22 protein-coding genes are annotated in these 21,476 nt (G+C 66.0%); 15 read left to right on the forward strand and 7 right to left on the reverse strand.

Annotated elements, in window-relative coordinates:
* Positions 1-18 precede the first annotated feature (18 nt).
* From trpS to VSX77_RS11425, 4 genes are all read left to right on the forward strand, one after another.
* Entirely contained in the window at positions 19-1,017 is a 999-nt protein-coding gene (gene trpS / locus VSX77_RS11410; RefSeq protein ID WP_338424729.1) for a tryptophan--tRNA ligase, read from the forward strand.
* 153 nt (positions 1,018-1,170) lie between these two features.
* A complete protein-coding gene (locus VSX77_RS11415; protein ID WP_338424730.1) occupies positions 1,171-1,860 on the forward strand; it encodes a DUF4136 domain-containing protein in 690 nt (229 codons plus the stop codon).
* A 141-nt stretch (positions 1,861-2,001) separates the two neighbouring features.
* Positions 2,002-2,490 (forward strand): hypothetical protein, encoded by a 489-nt coding sequence (locus VSX77_RS11420; RefSeq protein ID WP_338424731.1) that lies wholly within the window; start codon positions 2,002-2,004, stop codon positions 2,488-2,490.
* Between the two features lie 168 nt (positions 2,491-2,658).
* Positions 2,659-3,699 (forward strand): rod shape-determining protein, encoded by a 1,041-nt coding sequence (locus tag VSX77_RS11425; RefSeq protein ID WP_338424732.1) that lies wholly within the window; start codon positions 2,659-2,661, stop codon positions 3,697-3,699.
* Between the two features lie 626 nt (positions 3,700-4,325).
* On the opposite strand, the gene VSX77_RS11430 is transcribed toward VSX77_RS11425, so the two are convergent.
* From VSX77_RS11430 to VSX77_RS11440, 3 genes are read right to left on the reverse strand one after another with little or no spacing between them, the layout of a single operon-like run.
* Positions 4,326-5,351, reverse strand: coding sequence for an adenosine deaminase (locus tag VSX77_RS11430; RefSeq protein WP_338424733.1), 1,026 nt, complete (start codon positions 5,349-5,351; stop codon positions 4,326-4,328).
* Complete coding sequence (locus tag VSX77_RS11435) at positions 5,344-5,919, reverse strand: phosphoribosyltransferase (RefSeq protein ID WP_338424734.1); 576 nt, start codon at positions 5,917-5,919, stop codon at positions 5,344-5,346. Before VSX77_RS11435 ends, VSX77_RS11430 begins: the two co-directional genes overlap by 8 nt.
* 10 nt (positions 5,920-5,929) lie before the next feature.
* A complete protein-coding gene (locus VSX77_RS11440) occupies positions 5,930-8,098 on the reverse strand; it encodes a S9 family peptidase (protein ID WP_338424735.1) in 2,169 nt (722 codons plus the stop codon).
* Positions 8,099-8,626: 528 nt separating this feature from the next.
* Between VSX77_RS11440 and pip the strand changes: the two genes are divergently transcribed.
* The gene (gene pip / locus VSX77_RS11445; protein WP_338424736.1) at positions 8,627-9,715 is read left to right on the forward strand and encodes a prolyl aminopeptidase; all 1,089 of its coding nucleotides are present in this window, start codon (positions 8,627-8,629) and stop codon (positions 9,713-9,715) included.
* 309 nt (positions 9,716-10,024) lie between these two features.
* Here the strand turns inward: pip and VSX77_RS11450 are convergent, their stop codons facing one another.
* The 3 genes from VSX77_RS11450 to VSX77_RS11460 all read right to left on the reverse strand — a co-directional run bounded on the left by VSX77_RS11450 (position 10,025) and on the right by VSX77_RS11460 (position 13,134).
* A complete protein-coding gene (locus VSX77_RS11450) occupies positions 10,025-10,579 on the reverse strand; it encodes a type 1 glutamine amidotransferase domain-containing protein (RefSeq protein WP_338424737.1) in 555 nt (184 codons plus the stop codon).
* Between the two features lie 450 nt (positions 10,580-11,029).
* A complete protein-coding gene (locus VSX77_RS11455; protein WP_338424738.1) occupies positions 11,030-12,220 on the reverse strand; it encodes an IS91 family transposase in 1,191 nt (396 codons plus the stop codon).
* A 5-nt stretch (positions 12,221-12,225) separates the two neighbouring features.
* Positions 12,226-13,134, reverse strand: coding sequence for a tyrosine-type recombinase/integrase (locus VSX77_RS11460; protein ID WP_338424739.1), 909 nt, complete (start codon positions 13,132-13,134; stop codon positions 12,226-12,228).
* 310 nt (positions 13,135-13,444) lie between these two features.
* Between VSX77_RS11460 and VSX77_RS11465 the strand changes: the two genes are divergently transcribed.
* The 10 genes from VSX77_RS11465 (at position 13,445) to gp17 (ending at position 21,120) form a co-directional block, all read left to right on the forward strand.
* Positions 13,445-14,008 (forward strand): hypothetical protein, encoded by a 564-nt coding sequence (locus VSX77_RS11465; RefSeq protein WP_338424740.1) that lies wholly within the window; start codon positions 13,445-13,447, stop codon positions 14,006-14,008.
* An 83-nt stretch (positions 14,009-14,091) separates the two neighbouring features.
* Positions 14,092-15,372 (forward strand): DNA-packaging protein, encoded by a 1,281-nt coding sequence (locus tag VSX77_RS11470; protein ID WP_338427262.1) that lies wholly within the window; start codon positions 14,092-14,094, stop codon positions 15,370-15,372.
* Positions 15,373-15,798: 426 nt separating this feature from the next.
* Positions 15,799-16,173: a hypothetical protein gene (locus VSX77_RS11475; RefSeq protein WP_338424741.1), complete on the forward strand. Its 375-nt coding sequence runs from the start codon at positions 15,799-15,801 to the stop codon at positions 16,171-16,173.
* Between the two features lie 58 nt (positions 16,174-16,231).
* Positions 16,232-17,350, forward strand: a complete 1,119-nt coding sequence (locus tag VSX77_RS11480) for a phage portal protein (RefSeq protein ID WP_338424742.1) — start codon at positions 16,232-16,234, stop codon at positions 17,348-17,350.
* A 109-nt stretch (positions 17,351-17,459) separates the two neighbouring features.
* Positions 17,460-17,768: a DUF6127 family protein gene (locus tag VSX77_RS11485; protein ID WP_338424743.1), complete on the forward strand. Its 309-nt coding sequence runs from the start codon at positions 17,460-17,462 to the stop codon at positions 17,766-17,768.
* 203 nt (positions 17,769-17,971) lie between these two features.
* On the forward strand, positions 17,972-18,379 hold the full coding sequence (locus tag VSX77_RS11490; protein WP_338427263.1) for an HK97 family phage prohead protease: 408 nt from the start codon (positions 17,972-17,974) through the stop codon (positions 18,377-18,379).
* 138 nt (positions 18,380-18,517) lie between these two features.
* Complete coding sequence (locus VSX77_RS11495; protein ID WP_338424744.1) at positions 18,518-19,660, forward strand: phage major capsid protein; 1,143 nt, start codon at positions 18,518-18,520, stop codon at positions 19,658-19,660.
* A 244-nt stretch (positions 19,661-19,904) separates the two neighbouring features.
* Entirely contained in the window at positions 19,905-20,186 is a 282-nt protein-coding gene (locus tag VSX77_RS11500; protein ID WP_338424745.1) for a hypothetical protein, read from the forward strand.
* Entirely contained in the window at positions 20,186-20,731 is a 546-nt protein-coding gene (locus VSX77_RS11505; RefSeq protein WP_338424746.1) for a head-tail connector protein, read from the forward strand. Before VSX77_RS11500 ends, VSX77_RS11505 begins: the two co-directional genes overlap by 1 nt.
* The gene (gene gp17, locus VSX77_RS11510) at positions 20,728-21,120 is read left to right on the forward strand and encodes a tail completion protein gp17 (RefSeq protein WP_338424747.1); all 393 of its coding nucleotides are present in this window, start codon (positions 20,728-20,730) and stop codon (positions 21,118-21,120) included. Before VSX77_RS11505 ends, gp17 begins: the two co-directional genes overlap by 4 nt.
* Before the next feature lie 16 nt (positions 21,121-21,136).
* Here gp17 and VSX77_RS11515 read toward each other — a convergent pair whose 3' ends face one another.
* Entirely contained in the window at positions 21,137-21,472 is a 336-nt protein-coding gene (locus VSX77_RS11515; protein ID WP_338424748.1) for a hypothetical protein, read from the reverse strand.
* Positions 21,473-21,476: the final 4 nt, after the last annotated feature.

The following is a 21,476-nucleotide window of genomic DNA, read 5'->3' on the forward strand; positions in this document are numbered from 1 at the left end:
GCAGACGGGATTATCGACATGCGGACGCTATCGGGCATTCAGCCCACCGGAAACTTGCACCTTGGCAATTATCTGGGCGCGATCCGCAACTGGGTGCGGGTGCAGGACGAGATGGAGGGTGAGAAGCTCTATTTCCTCGCCGACCTGCACGCGATTACCGTTCACAACGAGCCTGCCGATTTGACCGCGAACACGCGCGAGATGGCGGCGGCGCTGCTCGCCGCGGGCATCGACCCGGCGAAATCCATCCTGTTCAATCAAGCGCGCGTTCCGGCGCACGCCGAACTTGCCTGGTTGCTGTTTTGCACGGCGCGTATCGGCTGGCTCAATCGCATGACGCAGTTCAAGGAAAAGTCGGGCAAGAACCGTGAGGGCGCGAGCGTAGGGTTGTTTGCCTATCCGGTGCTGCAGGCGGCCGACGTGCTGCTTTACCAGACGACGCACGTGCCCGTCGGCGACGACCAGAAACAGCATCTGGAGCTGGCGCGCGACATCGCGACCAAGTTCAATCTCGATACGGGGACTGAGACGTTCATCTTGCCCGAACCGACGATCCCGGCAGCGGCCGCGCGGATCATGAGCCTGCGCGACGGGACGACGAAAATGTCGAAATCTGACCCGAGCGATATGAGCCGCATCAATCTGGTCGACGATGCCGACACGATCATGGCGAAGATCCGCAAGGCAAAGACCGACGCTGAACCCCTGCCATCGGAAGCGAAGGGACTGGAGGGGCGCGCCGAGGCGAAGAACCTTGTGTCCATCTATGCCGCGATGGCCGACGAAAGCGTCGATCAGGTACTAGCACGATTTGCGGGGCAGGGTTTCGGCGCGTTCAAGCCGGCGCTCGGCGAGCTGCTCGTCGAGACGCTGAGCCCGATCGCCGCGCGCATGACCGAGCTGAAGGCCGACCCGGCGGCGATCGACGCCGCGTTGGAATCGGGGGCGGCGCGGGCTTCGGCGCTGGCGAAACCGACGCTCGAGGCCGCTTATGCGGCGCTCGGACTTTGCCGCTAAACCGCCGCGCGGCTTGCGGATCGGCGGCAGCTCCCCATATTCTTAGGGAACGAAGGTGCGACGAACCGGGTTCAACCAAGGTTAAGTCGCGTCGGCATAGTCTATGCTATGAAGGCGCAGATAGAACGCGCACCGAATCATGGAGCCAGGACGATGAGCAAGATGAACTTCCGGCGATTGGGCCTTGCCGCCTTGACGGGCGCGGCGCTCGCGCTGGCGGGCTGCGCCACGCCGTTCAAGGCCGATGTGGCGCGCTTTCAGTCGCAGCTTCCCGCGCCGCAGGGGCAAAGCTTCGTTGTCGAGGCGAGCAACCCCGCGCTGCAGGGGGGCATCGAGTTTGGCCAATATGCCAATATCGTCGCGGGCGAACTTACGCGCTATGGCTATCGTCCGGCGGCGAACGGTGAAAAGGCCGATATGGTCGTCCGCATGGACTATGGCGTCGACAAGGGCCGTGAGCGCGTGGTGTCGAGCCCCGGTTTCGCCGACCCATGGTACGGCGGCTATTACGGCCGTGGTTTCTACACCCCGGTGATCGTCACCGGACCAAGCGGGCGGCGCTATGTCTACGGCTATCGCGACCCCTTCCTGTGGGGCGGTTTCGGCCCGAGCTGGGGGTATAACGATGTCAGCAGCTACACCGTCTACACCAGCGGCCTGACGCTTCAGATCAATCGCGCGTCGGACGGCGCTCGCCTGTTCGAAGGGCGGGCCGAAGCGCAGTCGCGCGACAATAATCTTCAGACGATCGTCCCCAATCTGGTCGAGGCGATGTTTACCGATTTCCCCGGAAATTCGGGCGAACGGGTACGCATCACCGTGGCGCCGCCCGAAAAGAACTGATTTCCAACCCATATCTTCCAAGGCCCGCCTTTCCGATGAAAGGCGGGCTTTTTCGTGGTGCGAAACAGACTGGCTGGAAAGCAGGATCATCAATCGTTAAGCGGCGTCGGCTACGGTCGCCAAAAGCGGAAGATCCCAGCATTGAAGCCGACTCATCCTTTGCCCGTTCACCACAGCTGGCCGCTTTATGAGCGCGCTCGCTTTTTCGAGCTGGGACAATTGCATGAGGCGGACACGCTCGATCCGATCCCCGATGTCGTCGATGTCGCGGCGCGCTTGGCACGTGCGCGCGTCCAAGTCGGCGAGTGGGAATGCGACCTGGCCGACAATGATCGACTCCGCTGGTCGGACGAGGTTCGCGATATTTTCGGAATCCCGCACGGCGCAGTCGTCCGCCGCGAAGAGGCGGTGGCGCTCTATGCCGAAGCGTCGCGCGCGGCGATGGAGAAGCTGCGCGCCTATGCGATCCGCCACAAGCGCGGCTTCACGATCGACGTCGAAATCTGCCCCGCGCGGGCGCCGCGGCGCTGGATGCGGTTGATCGCGGCGCCGGTGTGCGAGGATGATCGGGTGGTCCGGCTGCAGGGGCTGAAATTCCTCGTTCCCGGATCGGACGATCGCGGATTTTAAACCATTTTCACAACCGAGCCTGAGAAACCACCGTTCTGGCAGTATTGCCCCCGGGCTTCGTTGACGCGCCCGCGCCTTTTACGCAGTCGAATTTGCGACAGTCGTTGCGGGCGCCGAAGAGTCGGTCGCGGCTGATCTTCCACCCATTCGAAGGCTTTTGCCCCGTATATGAAGTTTTTTGACCGCTTTGCGTCGGCCGCGCACAATATGGCCATCGATCTGGGGACCGTGAACACCGTTGTCTATGTTCGGGACCGGGGCATTGTGCTCAACGAACCGTCGGTGGTCGCGCTTGAAACGCGCGATGGCGTGCGCCGGGTGAAAGTCGTCGGCGACGAAGCCAAGCTGATGATGGGCAAGACTCCGAGCAATATCGAGGCGATCCGTCCCTTGCGCGACGGGGTGATCGCCGACATCGACGTCGCCGAACAGATGCTGAAACATTTTATGGACAAGGCGCAGGGCGGCGCGAGCCGCTTTGCGCAGCGCGCTCATGTCGTCATCTGTGTGCCGAGCGGCTCGACGATGGTCGAGCGCCGCGCGATCCGCGATGCCGCGAGCAATGCCGGCGCGGCGTCGGTGCAGCTGATCGAGGAATCGCTGGCCGCTGCCATCGGCGCAGGATTGCAGGTCGAAGAACCGCGGGGCGCGATGGTCGTCGACATCGGCGGTGGCACGACCGAGGTCGCGGTACTGTCGCTGAGCGGCATAGCCTATAGCAATTCGGCGCGCGTGGGCGGCGACAAGATGGACGAGATGATTTCATCTTTCATTCGCCGCAAGCATAATCTGATGGTCGGCGAGATGACCGCCGAGCGCGTCAAACTGACGATTGGCTGCGCGACGCCGCCGGACGGGGACGGCATGGCCATGGGCGTCAAGGGGCGCGACCTGGTGACCGGCCGCCCTGCCGAGGTGCAGGTGACCGAAGCCGAGATCGCGGAGGCGCTGGCCGAACCTGTCGGCCAGATCGTGAGCGCGGTGCGCGCGGCGCTGGAACAGACGCCGCCCGAATTGTCGGCCGACATCATCGACGAGGGGATCACGCTGACCGGCGGCGGCGCGCTGCTGCGCCGGATGGACGCGGCGATCGCGCGCGCCACCGGACTGCCGGTGGTGGTCGCCGATGACGCACTGATCTGCGTCGCGATGGGCGCGGGGCGAGCGTTCGAGGACCGCACCTATCACGGGGTGCTGATCGCGGCGTGAGATTGCCGTGGTGAGGTGGTGGGTGCTCACTCGTGTTCGGTCATACCGGGCTGAGGGGGCGATCCGATCGGCTCAGGAGGCACCCGAGCATTCCAAAGGTCAGGAAAGGTCAGCCCTGTGCGGCCGCCGATTTCGCCGCTTCGGTCGGAGATGCGCGCCGAGCTGCTGCGCATGCGCACCGGCGGGGCAGCGATCGTTTTTGTCCACATATTGAAAGAGCTGATGCGAAGGCTGACACAGTCGGATCATGTAGGACAGCGTTTTTTTTTGGGGGGGGTGGATGACTGCTTTGGGGTGGGGATCGGACGTTTCAATAAACCGTCGCCCCCGCAAAGGCGGGGGCCGCAATCGGCCTTTTCCTGCGCCGCTGCGTAAACCGACAGCGGCCCCCGCCTGCGCGGGGGCGACGGCTAGTTTCGGCCGCCTCCATACTTTTTCAGCTACGATCCTCCCTGTCGCGCAGCGATGGGGAGGTGGCAGCGCGAAGCGCTGACGGAGGGGCTTTGGCGCTACCGTCGCGGCCCCTCCACCACGCCCTTCGGGCGCGGTCCCGCTCCCCACCGCTTCGCGGCAGGGAGGATATTATGTCCGCTTTCGGGCGCTGGCAGTCCTTATGGGCGCAGGCGTCAGGCGTAGGCGTCTATCGCCGCGAGGTGGGGTGCCTTTTCCGCATCGCTGAGGAAAGCGCCGGTGAAGCTGTTATGCGCGAGGGCGACGAGATCGCCCCGCGACAGGTCGAGCGCGTCGGCGACGGCCTGGTAATTGGCGTTCACATAGCCGCCGAAATAGCTGGGGTCATCGCTGTTGACGGTGGCACGAAGCCCTGCGTCGAGCATGGTTTTTAAGGGATGGTCCGCGACATCGTCGACGACGCAGAGCTTGAGGTTCGAGAGCGGGCAGACGGTGAGCGTCATGCCCGAGGCCGCGAGGCGGGCGACGAGCGCGGGGTCTTCGAGGCTGCGGTTGCCATGGTCGATACGGTCGACCTTCAAGAGGTCGAGCGCTTCGCGGACATATTCGGGCGGCCCTTCCTCGCCGGCATGGGCGACGAGCTTCAGCCCGAGCGCGCGGGCGCGCGCGAAAACGCGCTCGAACTTGGTGGGCGGGTGGCCGAGTTCGGATGAGTCGAGGCCGACGCCCGCGATGCGACCCAGGAAGGGCAGCGCTTCGTCGAGCGTCGCCTCGGCCTCGGCCTCACTGAGATGGCGGAGGAAGCAGAGGATGAGCTTGGAGGTCATCCCGTACCGCGCCTCTGCATCGTCCAGCGCGCGGGTGATGCCGGCGATGACGGTTTCAAAGGCGACGCCGCGCGCCGTGTGGCCCTGCGGGTCGAAGAAGATTTCGATGTGGCGGACAGTGTCGGCGTTTGCGCGGGCGCAATAGGCGGCGGTGAGGTCGTAAAAATCCTGCTCGGTCTGGAGGACGCCCATGCCCTGATAATAGATGTCGAGGAAGTCCTGAAGGTTCGAGAAGGCGTAAGCCGCGCGCACATCCTCAACGCTCGCGAAGGGGATGGCGACGCCGTTGCGCTGCGCGAGTTCGAACATCAACTCGGGTTCGAGCGAGCCTTCGATGTGAAGGTGCAGTTCGGCCTTGGGCAGACCGGCGATGAAGGCGGCGCGCTCTTCGCGCGAGGCGAAGCCGTCAGGCACCCGGCACCTCCGCTTCGCCGAGGATGATCGCCGCTTCGGGTTTGTGTCGTCGGATCTCGTCGACCGTCAGCCCGTCGATCTCGTGCGGGAAAATCAACCACTGGTCGGTTTCGTGGACGAAGAAATCGGGGCGGAGGTCGGTGACGTTGCGGCGCGGCTTGAACCAGACGGTCGCGATACGAATGTCACGTGGCATATTGTGGCGGCAGCGCGCCTGTAATTCGGCGAGGAAAGCGCGGATGCTGCGGCCCGAATCGAAGACGTCATCGATGATGAGCAGGCGGTCGTCGGGGCTGAGCGTGTCGATCAGATAGCCGAGCGCGAAGACGCGGACGCGCGTGTCCTGATCGTCGATGCCGCGGTAGGAGGAGGTGCGGATCGCGATATGGTCGCAGGACTGGCCGTGATAATCGAGCAGTTCCTGCACCGCGATCCCCACCGGCGCACCGCCGCGCCAGATGCCGACGAGATGCGTCGGTTTGAACCCGCTGTCGATCACCTGCATCCCCAGCCGCAGCGAATCGGCGAGCAGTTCGTTCGCGCTGATGAAGATCTTGTCGTCGCTCATCGCACCGGAATTAATCCGATGCGGCGGCGCGCGTCCAGCCTTTCCGGTATTTTTCGAACCAGGCGAGGATCGCGGCGGCCTTGGCGGCCGATTGCGACGGGCGCGCGGCGATGCTGCCGTGGCTGGCGCCGGGCACCTTGACGAGCGCAGTCGGCACGCCGCGGAGGCGAAGCGCGGTGTAATATTGTTCGGATTCGCTGACCGGGGTGCGATAATCCTCGCCGCCCACGACGACGAGCGTCGGGGTTTCGACATTGCCGACGAGCGACAGCGGCGAGCGCGACCAGTAGAGTTCGGGTTTTTCCCACGGCTGCGCGCCGAGCCAGTAGGGGCCGAAGAAGGCGGGGCCGTCGGCGGTCAGCGCCTGCGTCTGCCAGTTGATGACGGGTTTCTGCGTCGCCGCGGCCTTGAAGCGATTGGTCTTCCCCACGATCCAGCTGGTGAGCACGCCGCCGCCCGACCCGCCGGTGACGAACAAGGCGTCGGGATCGGCGATGCCGAGCGCGATCGCCTGATCGACGATCGAGATGAGGTCGAAATAATCATTGCCCGGATAGGCCTTGTCGATCTGCTGCGCGAAGGCCTCGCCATAGCTGGTCGAGCCGCGCGGGTTCGGCGACAGCACCGCATAGCCCGCGGCGGCATAGAGTTGATTGTCGGTCGAAAAATGCGGGCCATAGGCGGTGAAGGGCCCGCCATGGATTTCGAGGATCAGCGGCACGCGCTGCCCCTCGACATAGCCGGGCGGCAGGGTCAGCCAACCCTCGATCGGCAGGCCGTCGTGGCTGGACGCCACGGTGATCTTGCGCACCTGCCCCAGCGATTTGACTTCGCGCAAGGACCGGTTGAGGTCGGTCAGCATCCGCGCCTCGCCGCCGCCGCGCGCGAGCTGCACCTCGGCGGGGCGCGTCGCGGTGCCGCCGGTGAAGGCGATGGCGCCATTGTCGGCGACGGTGAAGCTGCCGCCGGTATAGGGCCGGTCGAGCCCGCCGCCCGACAACCCCTTCGCCACGTCGCGCACCGACCCGTCGAGGCCCATGCGCGCCACCTTCGTCTCGCCATGATCGTCATACTGGACATAGAGGCTGCGGCTGTCGGCGCCCCACTGCACGGCATCGACGCTGTAGTCCCAGTTGGCGGCGATGCGGCGGCGCCCCGACCCGTCGCGGTTCATCACATAGAGCTCGGTCTGTTCATAGGCGCGCAGCGCGTCGTCGAAACCGAGATAGGCAATCAGCCGGCCGTCGGGCGACACCAGGGGATTGGCGTCGGGGCCGTTGCGGTCGGTGAGCGTAGTGATCGCGCCGCTGGCCACATCAAGCGCGTGGATTTCGCTTTCCTGCGCGTCGGTTTCCCAATCGGCCTGACGGTTGGCGCTGAAATAGAGCGTGCGGCCGTCGCGCGACCAGCTCAAGGGGCCACCGTCGTGATACGGGCCAAAGGTCAACTGACGCGGCGCGCCGCCGGTCGCGGGGATGAGAAAGATTTTTTCGAAGCCCGGTTCGATATAGCCCTGTCCGTCGGCGCGGTAGGTGAGGAGGGTGCGGACGTCGAGCGGTTCGGCCCATGTCGCGCCCTCGGGCTTGTTCGCGGGCGCGCTGCCGAGCTTTGCGCCCTCATCCTTCACCAGCATGGTGTAGGCGATCGAGCGGCCGTCGGGCGCCCAGGTCAGGCTGGACGGGCTGGTCGGCAGGCCGGTCAGCCGCACCGCTTCGCCGCCGTCCATCCAGCGCACCCACAGCTGCACGCTGCCGCCCGCGGCCGACACATAGGCGAGGCGCGCGCCGTCGGGCGACCAGCGCGGCGAAAAGGCCGGGCCGTCCTGTCCCGCAAGCGGCGTTTCACGCCCCGTCGCGGTGTCGATCAGCCAGATCGAGCTGACCGCGCGGTCGGTCATGATGTCGTTCGCGCGGCGGACATAGGCGATGTGGCGGCCGTCGGGGCTGATCTGCGGATCCGCGGCGATCGCGAGGTCGAACAGGTCGGCGCCGGTGAAGCGGCGTTCGGGGCCGGTGCGCGCGCTGCCGATTGCGGCGGCGGGCATGGGGGCGGGGGTGGCGGCAGGGGTTTCGGATGCGTTTTCGGCTGGTGGCTGCGCGGGCGCCTGTTCCTGCTGCGCCCAGAGCGGCTGGGCGGTGAAGGCGACAAGGGCGGTTCCAAACAAAGCCAGTTTGCGCATCAACTTTTTCCCTTTTTGCGGCGCCGCTTCCTGCCTGTCAGCAAGCGGCGGTCGGTTCCATCTCGATCCTCCCTGTCGCGAAGCGATGGGGAGGTGGCAGCCCGCAGGGCTGACGGAGGGGCATTGGCGCTACCGTCGCCGCCCCTCCACCATCGCTTCGCGGCGGTCCCGCTGGCGCTGCGCGCCGTCTGCGACTCCCCCATGGCCTGCGGCCACAGGGAGGATCGTGCGCGCGTCGCGGCGCTTTGCCAATCCGGTGTCGAGTCCCCTTGTCGCTCCCTGTTTTCCGAAGTGCAGGGTCTGGACATTCGGGGGCGGGCGGTCAACTAATTGATGCATCAAGGGTTTGGACTGTGTGGGCCGATATTTGAATCGCCCTCTCCTTCAGGGGAGGGCAGCGAGACTTGCCAGCTTGCTGGCTTAGTCGCAGCGGGTGGGGGCCATCGGCCTTGCGCAAGGCCGATGGCCCCCACCCCAACCCCTCCCCTGAAGGGGAGGGGCTAAAAGGGGAGCGGATGGGATATGGACATGGATTTTTCGCGGCTTCAGGCGTCGAGCAAGATCGGTGATGACTGGGTCTATCCGCAGCCGCCGTGCCTGAATTTCGGGTGGCTGGAGGTCGACCGCGATCCCGCGCACCGCATTTATTGGGAGGAATATGGCAATCCGGCGGGTGAGCCGGTGATGTTCCTGCACGGCGGCCCCGGCGGCGCGTGCGCGCCGGTGATGGCGCGCTTTTTCGATCCGAAGCGATACCGCGTCATCCTGTTCGACCAGCGCGGGTGCGGCAAGAGCGAGCCCAATGTCGCCTCGGCCGGCCCGGCGGACGCGCTGGCGAAAAACACCACCGCCGACCTGATCGGCGACATCGAGAAATTGCGCGATCATCTGGAGATTGCGGGGCCGATGCATGTGTTTGGCGGCAGCTGGGGCAGCACGCTGGCGATGGCATATGCCATCCAGCACCCCGCTCATTGCGCCAGCCTGATCCTGCGCGGCATCTTTTTGGGCGCGGCGGAGGATTTGCTCTATCTGTATCAGGGCAATGCCGCGACGTGGGGGGACGACCCGTTCGGGTTGACCGCGCCTGGCGCCTATATCAAATATCCCGACGAATGGGCGGCGCTGCTCTCGGTGCTATCGCCCGACGAGCGGCGCGACGTCATGGCGTCGTACAAGGCGATTTTCGATATGGTGCCGAGCAATGCGGCGGAGAAGGAGCGGCAGCTGAACGCCGCGCTGACCTGGTCCCTGTGGGAAGGGGTGATTTCGAACATGATCCCCGAGACGGCCGACACGGGCAAGTTCGGCGAGGCCGATTTCGCGCTGTGCTTCGCGCAGATCGAGGCGCATTATTTCGCGAACGACCTGTTCCTGCCCGCGGGGCATTTTTTCGACCATATCGACATATTGGCGTCGATCCCCATCCACATCGTCCACGGCCGCTTCGACGAAGTATGCCCGTTGACCCAGGCATCGCGGCTGGTCGCCGCGCTGCGCGCCGCGGGGGCGGAGCCGGTGTCCTATTTCGTGACCAACGCGGGGCACAGCGCGATGGAGCGCGAGAATGCGCTGGCGCTGACCGCGGTGATGGATGGATTGGGGAGGATTGGGTGACGGAGGGTCGCTGCTTGGATTTTGAACCGATGTGGCTGAACTCTACACCAGCCCAGAGCAAGCACTCTACACCAGCCCAGAGCACGCCCCGATCGCAGACATCAATCGGCGCTCACGGGTACGTCCGCAACGTCGGACCCTGCGTCATACGCCCAAACAAAAATATCATGTCGCGCGGAACCGGATAAGGGGCACCGGGGTATTTCCAGCGAGCTTCAAAACGATAAGTGTTTGAGTGCTTTCCACCGGGCCGCGCTTTCGCGCGGCCCGGACTATTTCCAAATTATCCTGGCCCTTTGATCGCCGTCGTCAGGCGCCGGTATCGCCCGGAACGAGCGCTGCGATGATAGCGTCGCAGAAGGCGGGAAGATCGTCGGGGCAGCGGCTTGTGATGATATTGCCGTCGACGACCACTTCCTCATCGACCACCTCGGCGCCCGCATTAGCGACGTCGGTCCGGATCGATTTGTAGCTCGTCATCTTCTTGCCCTTGGCGAGACCGGCTTCGACGAGCAGCCACGGTGCATGGCAGATCGCCGCGACGGGTTTTCCGGCGCTGGCAAAGGACTTGATCAGCGCGATCGCCTTGTCATCGATGCGCAGCAGGTCGGGGTTGATCTGCCCGCCCGGAAGGACGAGCGCATCATAATCTTCGGACTTGGCATCGGCGATCAGCAGATCGACTTCGATTTCGTCGCCCCAGTCATCCTCGGCCCAGCCGGTGATGTCGCCAGCCTTGAGCGAGGCGATGTCTATCTCGGCGCCGGCATCCTGAAGCCGCTCGAGGGGGACTTCGAGTTCGGATTGCTCGAAGCCGTCAGTCGCCATGATGAGGATGCGGCGCGTGTCGAGGGGATTGGTCATTTGATTGTCTCCTTTGAGTCCCTAAGACAATGCGCGGCGGCAGGAGATGTTGCGGGATCGGGGCAGCAAGGTGACCTTTGCTTTGAACTATACTGAAATTCGAATGGCTGAAATTGGTGACAATCGCCTGGAAGCGGACAGTCTCCAATCGTTGAGAGTTTCGGACGCCGATAGGCGTCGGAAAGTCTTCGATGCCCGAACCGCGGGGGTCATAGGCTGAGAGCTATGGGGAAAGCGGTTTTGAGCGTGGCCTGGGGCTGACGGATGCTGCCCAAAATCGGACGCATCTGAGATCGGACCGTCTGGATTTAGATTGCAAAAGCGGACGCCGAAAAGCGGACGGACCGGTTTTGATAGAGCGACGTCTGCTTTTGGGCAGCATCGGCGCGAGCGCGTCCGCTTCCAGGTGCGGGTCCGCCCTGGATCGTGTCTGCGCCAGGCCGTGCCGGGTCACGGCGCCTGTATCCCGGATGAGAGTACGGACGGTGGCGGCGCGCGAGGCTGATAGCGGCGCTCGAAGACCTCGATGATGATCATCGTACCGCCGCAGCACGGACAGGTCGGTCGGGGCTCTGCATCGTCGGTCGGTTCCTCGGTCGGTGGAGGTGCGACATCGAGCAGGCGGCGGGCCCGTTCGAGATGATCCTTGCGCCTGGCGCTGGCGAGGAGGCCATAGTGGCGGATGCGGTGGAACCCGCGCGGCAGGGCGTGGAGAAGAAAGCGGCGGATGAACTCGTCGGCGGCGAGGGTCATGACCTGCTGCCGTCCGGCGCCGGCCTTGCGGTAGTCCTTGTAGCGGAAGGTGACCCCGGCTTCGTCGAACCGGAGGAGGCGGCTGTTCGATATCGCAACGCGGTGGGTGTAGCGCGCGAGGTAAGCGAGCACGGCCTCGGGCCCGGCGAACGGGGCCTTGGCATAAACGACCCAGCGCTTTTTGCGGACCGGCGAGAGGTGCCGCAGGAATGCGCGTCGTTCGGCGAGATGCGTGAGGCTGCCAAAGAAGGCGAGCTTGCCGGCATCGTGCAGCGCGCGAAGGCGGGTCAGGAACAGCCGGCGGAACAGGGCGCCGAGCACGCGGACCGGCAGCAGGAAGGCCGGGCGTGCCGATATCCAGCGTGTCCCATCGCGCGAGATGCCGCCGCCGGGCACGATCATGTGGATGTGCGGATGATGGGTCAGCGCCGAGCCCCAGGTGTGGAGGACGGCGGTGATGCCGATCCGGGCGCCGAGGTGCCTGGGGTCGGCGGCGATGGTCAGCATCGTGTCGGCCGCGGCCTTGAACAGCAGGTCATAGACGAGCGCCTTGTTGTGGAAGGCGATCGCGGCGACCTCGGCAGGGAGGGTGAACACGACGTGGAAATAGCCGACCGGGAGCAGGTCGGCCTCGCGGGCCTCGAGCCAGGTGCGTGCAGCAGCGCCCTGGCACCTCGGGCAATGCCGGTTGCGGCAGCTGTTGTACGCGATCCGCCAGTTCCCGCAGTCGGTGCAGGCCTCGACGTGGCCACCTAGGGCGGCGGTGCGGCAATGCTCGATCGCCGACATGATCTTGAGCTGGTGCAGGCTCAGATGCCCGGCATGGGCGGCGCGATACGCGGGCCCTGCGGCCCGGAAGATGTCGGCGACCTCGAGTGAGGCGCGCATCGGCCTCAGCCGTCAGCCGCCTCCTCGCTCGGCGATGCGAGCGCGAGCCTGTCGAGCGGGCTGATGATCGACCGCACCGTCTTGGTCGCAACCTGGGTATAGAAGGCGGTGGTGTTTAGCTTGGCATGACCGAGCAATGCCTGGATGACGCGGATATCGACACCGTCCTCGAGCAGGTGGGTGGCGAAGCTGTGGCGGAGCGTATGCGGTCCGACGCGCTTGTCGATGTCGGCCGCCTCCGCGGCCTCGACAACGACACGGTAGAGCTGGCGGGTGCTGATCGGCGCCGCGGCGCTCTGTCCGGGAAAGAGCCAGCCGTCGGGAACGAGGATGCCCTGCTGCCGCCCCGCGCGCCACCAGTCGCGCAGCAGCAGGAGCAGCCCTTCGGGCAGCATGGCGTTGCGGTAGCGGCCGCCTTTGCCGCGCTCGATCCGCAGCAGCATCCGCTTGCTGTCGATATCGCTGACCTTCAGCGCCGACACCTCGGCGACGCGCAGCCCCGCGCCGTACGCCACCGACAGCGCCGCCTGGTGCTTGAGCGAGCGGGTCGCATCGAGCAGCCGCTTCACCTCGGCCATGGTCAGAACGACGGGGATCTTGCGAACCTGCCTGGTGCGGATCAGCTTACGCGCGAGATCGGGGCGGTCGAGGGTATGCGTGAAGAAGAACCTCAGCGCACCCACGATGCTGTTCATCGTCGGTGCGGGGACGCCCGCCTGTTGCTGCTCGATCTGGAACTGCCGGACATCCTCGGCGCTCGCGGTGTGGGGCGAGCGTCCGAGCCAGGTCGCGAACCGTCCGACATCGCGAAGATAGTTACGCTGCGTCTCCTTCGAGAAGCGGCGCATGGTCATGTCGTCGATCAGGCGCTGGCGCAGCGGGCTGATCGGGCCAATCTGGATAAGCTCGTCCATCGTTCGACTCCTCAGGTAAAGGAGCCGAAAGGGTCTGCCTGCGGCAGCCCGCGTTCAATCAGGTGCGGCGCTCGCTGGGCCGCTTTACATCGAGGCTAGCACCAATCCGCGGAGCGGTTCGTGCAGCGGCCAATATCGTCTAAAATATGCCAAACAGCCGCTCGACAAAAACCATATAGGTTAAAAAATCTTGACATCGCCACGCTGATATGGCACAAGTGTCGCATCATGAAGAATTGCGAGTCGGGCCGGCGCGCTCCCCAGTGGCGGGAGGGTGTTCCGGCCCGATTGCTTTTGGAGGCGATGGGCGATGGATGAGGAGATCGGGCCGCAGCATAATGGGCCGTTGCAGCGCAAGCAGGTCAAGGCGAATGGATGGACCAAGGCGCGCCGCGCGGCTTTTCTGACGGAGCTGGCGATGTCGTGCAACGTGCGGCGCGCCCATGTGGCGGCCGAGATGGCGGCAGGCAGCGCGTACCGGCTGCGGCGGCGCGATCCGCTGTTTGCGAAACAATGGCAGGAGGCGCTCGAACTGGGTTACGAGCGGCTGGAGCTGGCACTCGTCCGGCGCGCGCTGGAGGCGGTCGACGAACTGGTGCTCGACGAGGGCAGCGAGCCCGTCGAGAAGATGTCGGTTACGCAAGCGATTACGCTGCTCCGCCAGCACCGCGCGAGCGTCGAACGCGGCAGCGCCAGCGGGCGCCGGTCGCAGCCGCGCGAGGTTGCGACGCAGGAAGAAACCGATGCGGTGTTGATCAAGCGGATCAACATGGTGCTGCGCCAGCGGGCGCTGCGCGCCGAGCGAAGCGGCACCGCCGCGTCGGTCGCGCCGGGCCGTAACGACGATGCATCCAGCGCGCCGGAGGGCGCATGACGATGCGCAGCGTCGCGCCCGACGCGACCGACGCGGTGTCGCGGCGGACAAGAACCGATGAAATCTGGGGCGCGCTGGAAAAGATGAAGGCGCCCGATCGGCTGTCGGTGCTGCGCGCACTGAGCGCTGCGCAGAAGCGCGAATTTGCGCGTCGCTGGTACGGGTTCGAGAATGACGGCCAGCGCGAGCCGCAGGGCGACTGGCGAATCTGGCTGATCCAGGCGGGACGCGGGTTCGGCAAGACGCGCGCGGGCGCCGAATGGGTGAGCGAGGTCGCGCGGACGATCCCCGGCGCGCGGATCGCGCTGGTCGCGGCGACGATGGCCGACGGGCAGCGCGTGATGATCGAGGGGCCGAGCGGGCTGATCGCGGTGGCGCGCGACCATGAGCCGGTGCGCTGGGTGCGCGAGCGCCGCGAGCTGCATTTTGCAAACGGGGCGGTGGCCATGCTGTATTCGGCGGAAGCGGGCGAAGAATTGCGCGGGCCCGAGCATCATGTGGCGTGGTGCGACGAACTGGCGAAATGGCGACGCGGCGAGGCGGCGTGGGACAATCTGATAATGGGGCTGCGGCTCGGCGAGCGGCCGCGCGCCGTGGTGACGACGACGCCGCGTCCCAATGCGGTGATGCGGCGGATCAAGGCGGCGCCGGGAATCGTCGAAACCTTTGGCCGGACGCGCGACAACCCGCACCTGCCCGACGATTTCGTCGTCGCGATGATCGCAAGTTATGGCGGGACGCGGCTGGGGCGGCAGGAGCTGGACGGCGAATTGCTGGAGGATGTCGAGGGCGCGCTGTGGACGCGCGCGCTGATCGAGCGGTGCCGCGTCGATGTGGAGAGCGTGGGCAAATATGTGCGCGTGGTGATCGGCGTCGATCCGCCGGCGACGGCGGGGGGCGATGCGTGCGGGATCATCGTCGCCGCCGAGCTGCGCGACGGGCGGCTGGCGGTGGTCGAGGATGCGAGCGTGGAGCGCCCGCCGCCGGGCGTGTGGGCGCAGGCGGTGGCCGCCGCGGCGGCGCGCTGGGGCGCCGAGCGTGTGGTCGCCGAAAGCAATATGGGCGGCGAGATGGTCGAGGCGGTGCTGCGCCAGGCCGACATGACGCTGCCCGTCGTTCCGGTGCGCGCGAGCGCGGGCAAGGTGCGGCGCGCGGAGCCGGTCGCGCTCGCCTATGAGCGCGGGCAGGTGGTCCATGCGGGGGTCTTCGCCGAGCTGGAGGACCAGCTGTGCGGGCTCCAGATCGGCGGGGGTTATGCGGGGCCTGGGCGGTCGCCGGATCGCGCGGATGCCTGCGTTTGGGCGCTGGCGGCGCTGCGCGCGGGGATGCGCAAGGGGCGCGGGCCGGGGGTGCGGGTGGTTTGAAATATAGGAACAATCTAGCCTGTCTGTCGTTTTTCAGACGTGGTTCATCGAATGCCACGTAGGCATTTTGTCAACTTTTGGTTGATATAACACTTGGAACGGTCCATTTGACCCTCGTGGATTCGTGAAGCCCAGCTTCAGTTTCACGTTTAAGGAGAAAACATTGCGCAAGCTTCGTCAAGCGACTTCGCGCGGAATTTCAGCGGTTTCGCGTGCGATTCAGCAGCAGCCGGACTATTGCTCGGAAGTGTCGGACGAATATGTCACGGCCCTCCAGAATCAGGTCAACAAGAGCAAGCCGAAGGGCTTTAAGCTGACTCCGATTTCGGAGCCGGGGTGGTAACATACAGCTTTTTTCCGTTTTCTACCGCTCCAGCTCCATATGACATCGTGTGGAGCAATTTTCCGACAGTTGAAGATCCAAAAATGCCCGCACCGAAGCCACGACCGGCTTTGGTGCGACAGGCGTTTCAAGATCAGGACGGCAATCCGTGGGTCAAAGTTGTCTATGGCACCTCGAAAGATCCATACCGTGGTGGCCCCGCCGATTTTTCGATTGTCACGCTTTCTGAAATGCAAGTGTGCGGCCTCAAGCAGGCGACGAGATTCCGATTGGATCGAGAACTCGAGCTTCCATGGTCGCGAGAGTTTTTCGAATGTTTGGCCGACAAGCCAACACCAATTATAGGGCATATGCCTGCCTATGAAGTGCGAAAGCTGCAAATTCAGATTGCGCACCTTCAGAATCTGATAGCCCGCCTCCAAGAGGCGGCCGCCTCGGAAGAGGACGACGAACGGTAGGTTATTGCTGACGCTGCTGTGACGCGATCCTCCTCGAGGAACAGCGAAGGAGATCATCATGAACTGGTTTGGCCGGAAGGCTGCGCAGGGGGCTGCGCGGCCCGCGTTGTCGCGGGTGTATGGGACATATGGGGCGATGGGGTCGGCGCCGGCGCCGCTGTCGTGGGAAGCGCAGGTGCGCGAAGGGTATCTGGCGAATGCGATCGTGCAGCGATCGGTGCGGCTGGTGGCCGAGGCGGCGGCGAGTGCGCCGCTGGAGGCGAGCGATCCGGCGTTGCTGGCGCTCGTCGCGGGGCCTTCGGGCGGGCAGGGGTTGCTCGAGACGCTGGCGGCGCAGATGCTGCTGCACGGTAATGGCTATGTGCAGATTTTGACCGATGGCGCGGGGGCGCCGGCGGAGCTGTTTGCGCTGCGGCCCGAGCGGGTGACGGTCGAGGCGGATGGCCGCGGGTGGCCAGTGGCCTATCGCTACAAGGCGGGCGGGTCGGCGGCGGTGCTGCCGGCCGAGGACGGTGCGGGGCGGACCGCGGTGGTGCATGTCAAGGCGCTGCACCCGCTCGACGATCATTATGGCGCGGGGTGCCTGGGCGCAGCGGCGGGCGCGATTGCGGCGCATAATGCGGCGGCGAAGTGGAACGCGGCGCTGCTAGAGAATGCGGCGCGGCCGTCGGGGGCGCTGGTCCACGATCCGGGCGACAAGGGGATGCCGCTGTCGGCCGAGCAGGTCGACCGGCTGCGCGAGGAGCTGGCGGAAAGTTTTTCGGGGGGCGCGAATGCCGGGCGGCCGTTGCTGCTGGAAGGCGGGCTCAAGTGGCAGGCGCTGTCGCTGTCGCCCGCGGAGATGGATTTCCTGGCGCTGAAGGATTCGAGCGCGCGCGAGATTGCGATGACGTTCGGGGTGCCGCCGATGCTGCTGGGGCTGCCGGGGGACGCGACCTATGCCAATTATCGCGAGGCAAACCGCGCGCTGTGGCGGCTGACGGTGCTGCCTTTGTGCGCGAAGATTTTGGGAGCGATCGCGCAGGGGTTGAGCGGATGGTTCGAGGGCGCGGAACTGCGCGTCGACCTCAACAAGCTGCCCGCGCTGGCCGAGGACCGGATGGCGCTGTGGCGCGAGGTTTCGGCGGCGGACTGGCTGAGTGCGGAGGAAAAGAAGGCGTTGCTGGGGGTGGTGTAGCGTTCGCGGGCGACGACCCACCCCACCCAGCTTCGCCTAGGCAGCAAGCTGCCAAGGCTGCGCAACCCTCCCCCCTCCCAGGGGGAGGGTTTTTTGTGAGGATAGCGACATGGATGAAGATGAGGCGCTGGCGCGGTTGATCGCGCTGGCGGGGACGAGCGCGCCCGACGCAGCGTTGCTGCGCGCGGTGGTCGAGGAGGCGAGCGAGCTGGGGGCGCGGCGGGCGCTGGCGCGGCTGGGGCTGGCCGATGCGGCGGCGCGCGACGATGTGGCGGACCTGCGGCAGTTGCTGGGCGCGTGGCGCGACGCGAAGACGAGCGCGTGGAAGGCGGCGGTCGACTGGGCGGTGCGCGGGGTACTGGCGCTGCTGGTCGTCGGGCTTGCGGTGAAGCTGGGGCTGCCGGGGTTGCTGCGGTGAGCGGGGCGTCGGCGTTGGATAAAGGTTCACGCGGGGGCGCGGAGACGCGGAGAAAAGCTTTCCCCTCTCCGTTCGTCCTGAGCTTGTCGAAGGACCGTTTTTCCTTTGGCGTGGCAGAAGAAAAGGACGGCCCTTCGACAAGCTCAGGGCGAGCGGGGAAAGAAGATCTCCGCGTCTCCGCGCCTCCGCGTGAACCCCAGTCCATCCGTTTCGCCGGTTACGCTGCCGTGTTCGACCGCGTCGATCGGGGCGGGGACATTGTGCGGGCGGGGGCGTTTGCGGCGAGTTTGAGCGCGGGTCGGGCTGTGCCTTTGCTGTGGCAGCATCGGCCGGGTGCCGTTGTCGGCGTAATCGAGGCTTTGGCGGAGGACCGGCGCGGGCTGCGGGTTGTGGCGCGCCTGACGCATCCGACGGCGGCGGGGCTGGTTGCGCGCGGGGCGCTGACGGGGCTGAGCTTTGGGTATCGGGTGACTGCGGCGCGCGGTGCGTGTCCGCGCGAGCTGGTGGCGCTGGATCTGGCCGAGGTGAGTTTGGTGGCGGTGCCGATGCAGCCGCTGGCGCGGGTGATTGCGGTGGAGGGTGGATCGATCCTCCCTGCGCTGAAGGCGTAGGGAGGTGGCAGCCCGCAGGGCTGACGGAGGGGCTTTGGCGCGAGCGTTGCGGCCCCTCCACCATCCGCTTCGCGGACGGTCCCCCTCCCCATGGCTTCGCCACAGGGAGGATTTTTTTTGGTCGAAGGAGTGACGGGCATGGAAGTGGATATGGAAGTGAAGGCCGATGCGCTGGATGGCGCGTTCGATGCGGTGCTGGCGGCGGAAGCGGTCGACGATCTGAAGGCGTCGGTGGCGGCGCTGAAGGCGCAGGTCGATGCGCAGGCGGTCGCGGCGGCGCGCTTGCCGCTCGACGGGGCGAAGGCGGCCGATCCGGCGCGTGACGCCTTTGTCGAGCGATACCTGCGGCGCGGGATCGATGCGGGCGTCGAGATGAAGAGCCTGTCGGGGGCTACGGGCGGCGAGGGCGGCTTTGCGGTGCCGCGCGAGATCGACGGCAGCATTGCCGCGACGCTGAAGGCACTGTCGCCGATCCGCAGCATCGCGACAGTCGTGCAAACGGGGACGAGCGGGTATCGCAAGCTGATCGCGACGGGCGCGATGGGGGCGGGCTGGGTCGGCGAGACCGCGGCGCGGCCCGAAACGGCAACGCGCAGCTTTGCCGAAATTGCGCCGCCGTCGGGCGAGCTTTACGCCAATCCGGCGGCGAGCCAGGCGATGCTGGACGATGCGATGTTCAACGTCGAGGACTGGCTGGCGGAGCAGCTGGGCCGCGAGTTTGCCGTCGCCGAGGGCAGCGCGTTCGTAAACGGCAATGGCACGAACCGTCCCAAGGGGTTCCTGACCTATGCCACAACGAACGAGACCGACAGCGTGCGGGCGTTCGGAACGCTTCAGCATCTGGCGACCGGAACCGCCGGCGCCTTTCCGGCATCGAACCCGCAGGACAGGCTGGTCGAGCTGGTCCATTCGCTGAAGGCGCCATACCGGCAGGGCGCGGTGTGGGTGATGAATTCCGATACGCTGGCGCGCATCCGCAAGTTCAAGACCACCGACGGCGCGTTCATCTGGCAACCGGGGATGGTCGAGGGACAGGCAGCGACGCTGCTGGGTTATCCGGTGGTCGAGGCCGAGGATATGCCCGATGTCGCGGCGAACAGCCTGTCGATCGCGTTCGGCAATTTCCGCGCGGGTTACCTGATCGCCGACCGCGGCGAGACGCGCATCCTGCGTGATCCGTTCAGCAACAAGCCCTTTGTGCATTTTTATGCAACCAAAAGGGTGGGCGGCGCGATCATCGATTCGCAGGCAATCAAGCTGATGAAATTCGCCGCCAGCTGACCACAGGCAGCGCAGGCGTGCGAGGGCGCCCGGCCCCGTCCAACCCTTTCGGGGCGGGCCGGGCGCCGACCGCCGGTGGTCATCGGCGCGCGCCGAAACGCAATGGCTGTCGCCTGCTTTTCGGTGCTCACCGCCAGTATCGGGCAACGAGCCCGCCGGCCCCGCCTTGCGGGCGCGGGCTGCTCGTCATGTGGCCGCTGCGGCGGCGTGGATCGAATTTGGACCCTGATGAAAGGGCGAGACGATGACGTTGGTGGTGAAGGATCCGGGCACGCGGATCGATTTCGAGTTCGACTGGGCGGCCGCCTATCCGGGTGGGCAGGCCGTGGTTGCGAGCGAATGGGCGGTCGATCCGGTCGAGGAGGGCGGGGTGACCGTCGTCGGCGCGACGCACGACCTGATGAAAGTGACCGTCACACTGGCGGGCGGGGTGGCGGGGCATGTCTATCGCGTCACCAACCGCGTGACGATGAGCGACGGGCAGATCGACGAACGGTCGATGACGATGCGGGTGGAGGAGCGATGATGGCCGAAAGTATTTCGCCGGGCGACGCGCCGGTAAGTTTGAACGAAGCGCGCGGCTGGTTGCGGCTGGGCGCGACGGTCGACGATGCGGTCGTCGCGGGATTGGTCCGCGCCGCAACCAACATCTGCGAGGCGTTTATCGGCCAGTGGCTGATCGTTCGCGCGGCCGAGGAGCGATTGCCGATCGGCGCGGGGACGCTCCGGCTGAACGCGCGGCCGGTGGTCGGGATCGACGGCGTGGCGCTGATCGCGCCGGACGGCGGAGAGATGCCGCTGGGGGATGGCGAGTATCGCGTGACGGTCAGCCGCGACGGCAGCACGCGTATCACGGTCGAACGGGCGGGTGACGCCGAGCGGCTGCGCGTCGCCTATCGTGCGGGGGTCGCCGATGGGGCGAACGGCATTCCCGAAGCGATACGCCAGGGAATCGTGCGGATGACGCAGCATCTGCACGATGCGCGCGACGGGGCGGGTGCGGCGCCGCCGGCGGCCATCGCCGCGCTGTGGCAACCATGGCGGCGGCTGACGCTGGGGAGCGGGCAGTGAGGAGCGCCGAGGGGGCGGTGCGCACCCGCGCACTCGACCTGTTAGCGCGCGACGATGCGCTGGCGGGAATCGTCCATGGCGTTTTCGACGGCACGCCGCCGCGCGCGAGCGCGCCCTATGTGATGGTGGGCGGCGCCGAGGGGCGCGACTGGGGCACGAAGGATCGCGCGGGGCGCGAGGTGCAGCTGACGCTGGTGTTGGTGGGGGTAGGCGAGGCGGGGGGAGACGGCGCCGCCCGCGGCATCGAGCGCGTAGTTACGGCGATGCGCGGGGCAGCGGGCGCCTGGACGATCGTCGGTGCGCGGACGATCCGCACGCGCTTTACCTTTGCCCGCGAGGGCGGTTGGCGGCACGAGATGATCGTGCGATGCCGGTGTCTTTTGGTCTGACGTTCAGCGGGCGCGGTCAGTCGCCGGGCATCGTGTTGGTCGACTTATAGTCGGTGAACTTCTCGGTGAAGTTCGCGTGATAATCCTCGATCTGCATGTCGGCGTCCTCGGCCGCGACCTTTTCGGAATCGCCGGAGGCGCGGCCCAGCGCGATCACCGCCTTGCGAAAGGCATCGCGTTCGGCCGTACAGTTCGCTTTCAGCGTCATGACATATTCCGCCTCTTCGACCTTGGTTTCCAGGGACTTTTTCATGTCCTTGCGGAGGCATTCGGTGAAGGCGACGCGCGTCCGATCGACCGTCGCCGAGGGCGATTGAAGCATGGCGGCCAGAACCAGTGTCGTAATCAGCATCCCG

It is taken from the genome of Sphingopyxis sp. TUF1, from assembly GCF_036687315.1.
Lineage (GTDB): Bacteria > Pseudomonadota > Alphaproteobacteria > Sphingomonadales > Sphingomonadaceae > Sphingopyxis > Sphingopyxis kveilinensis.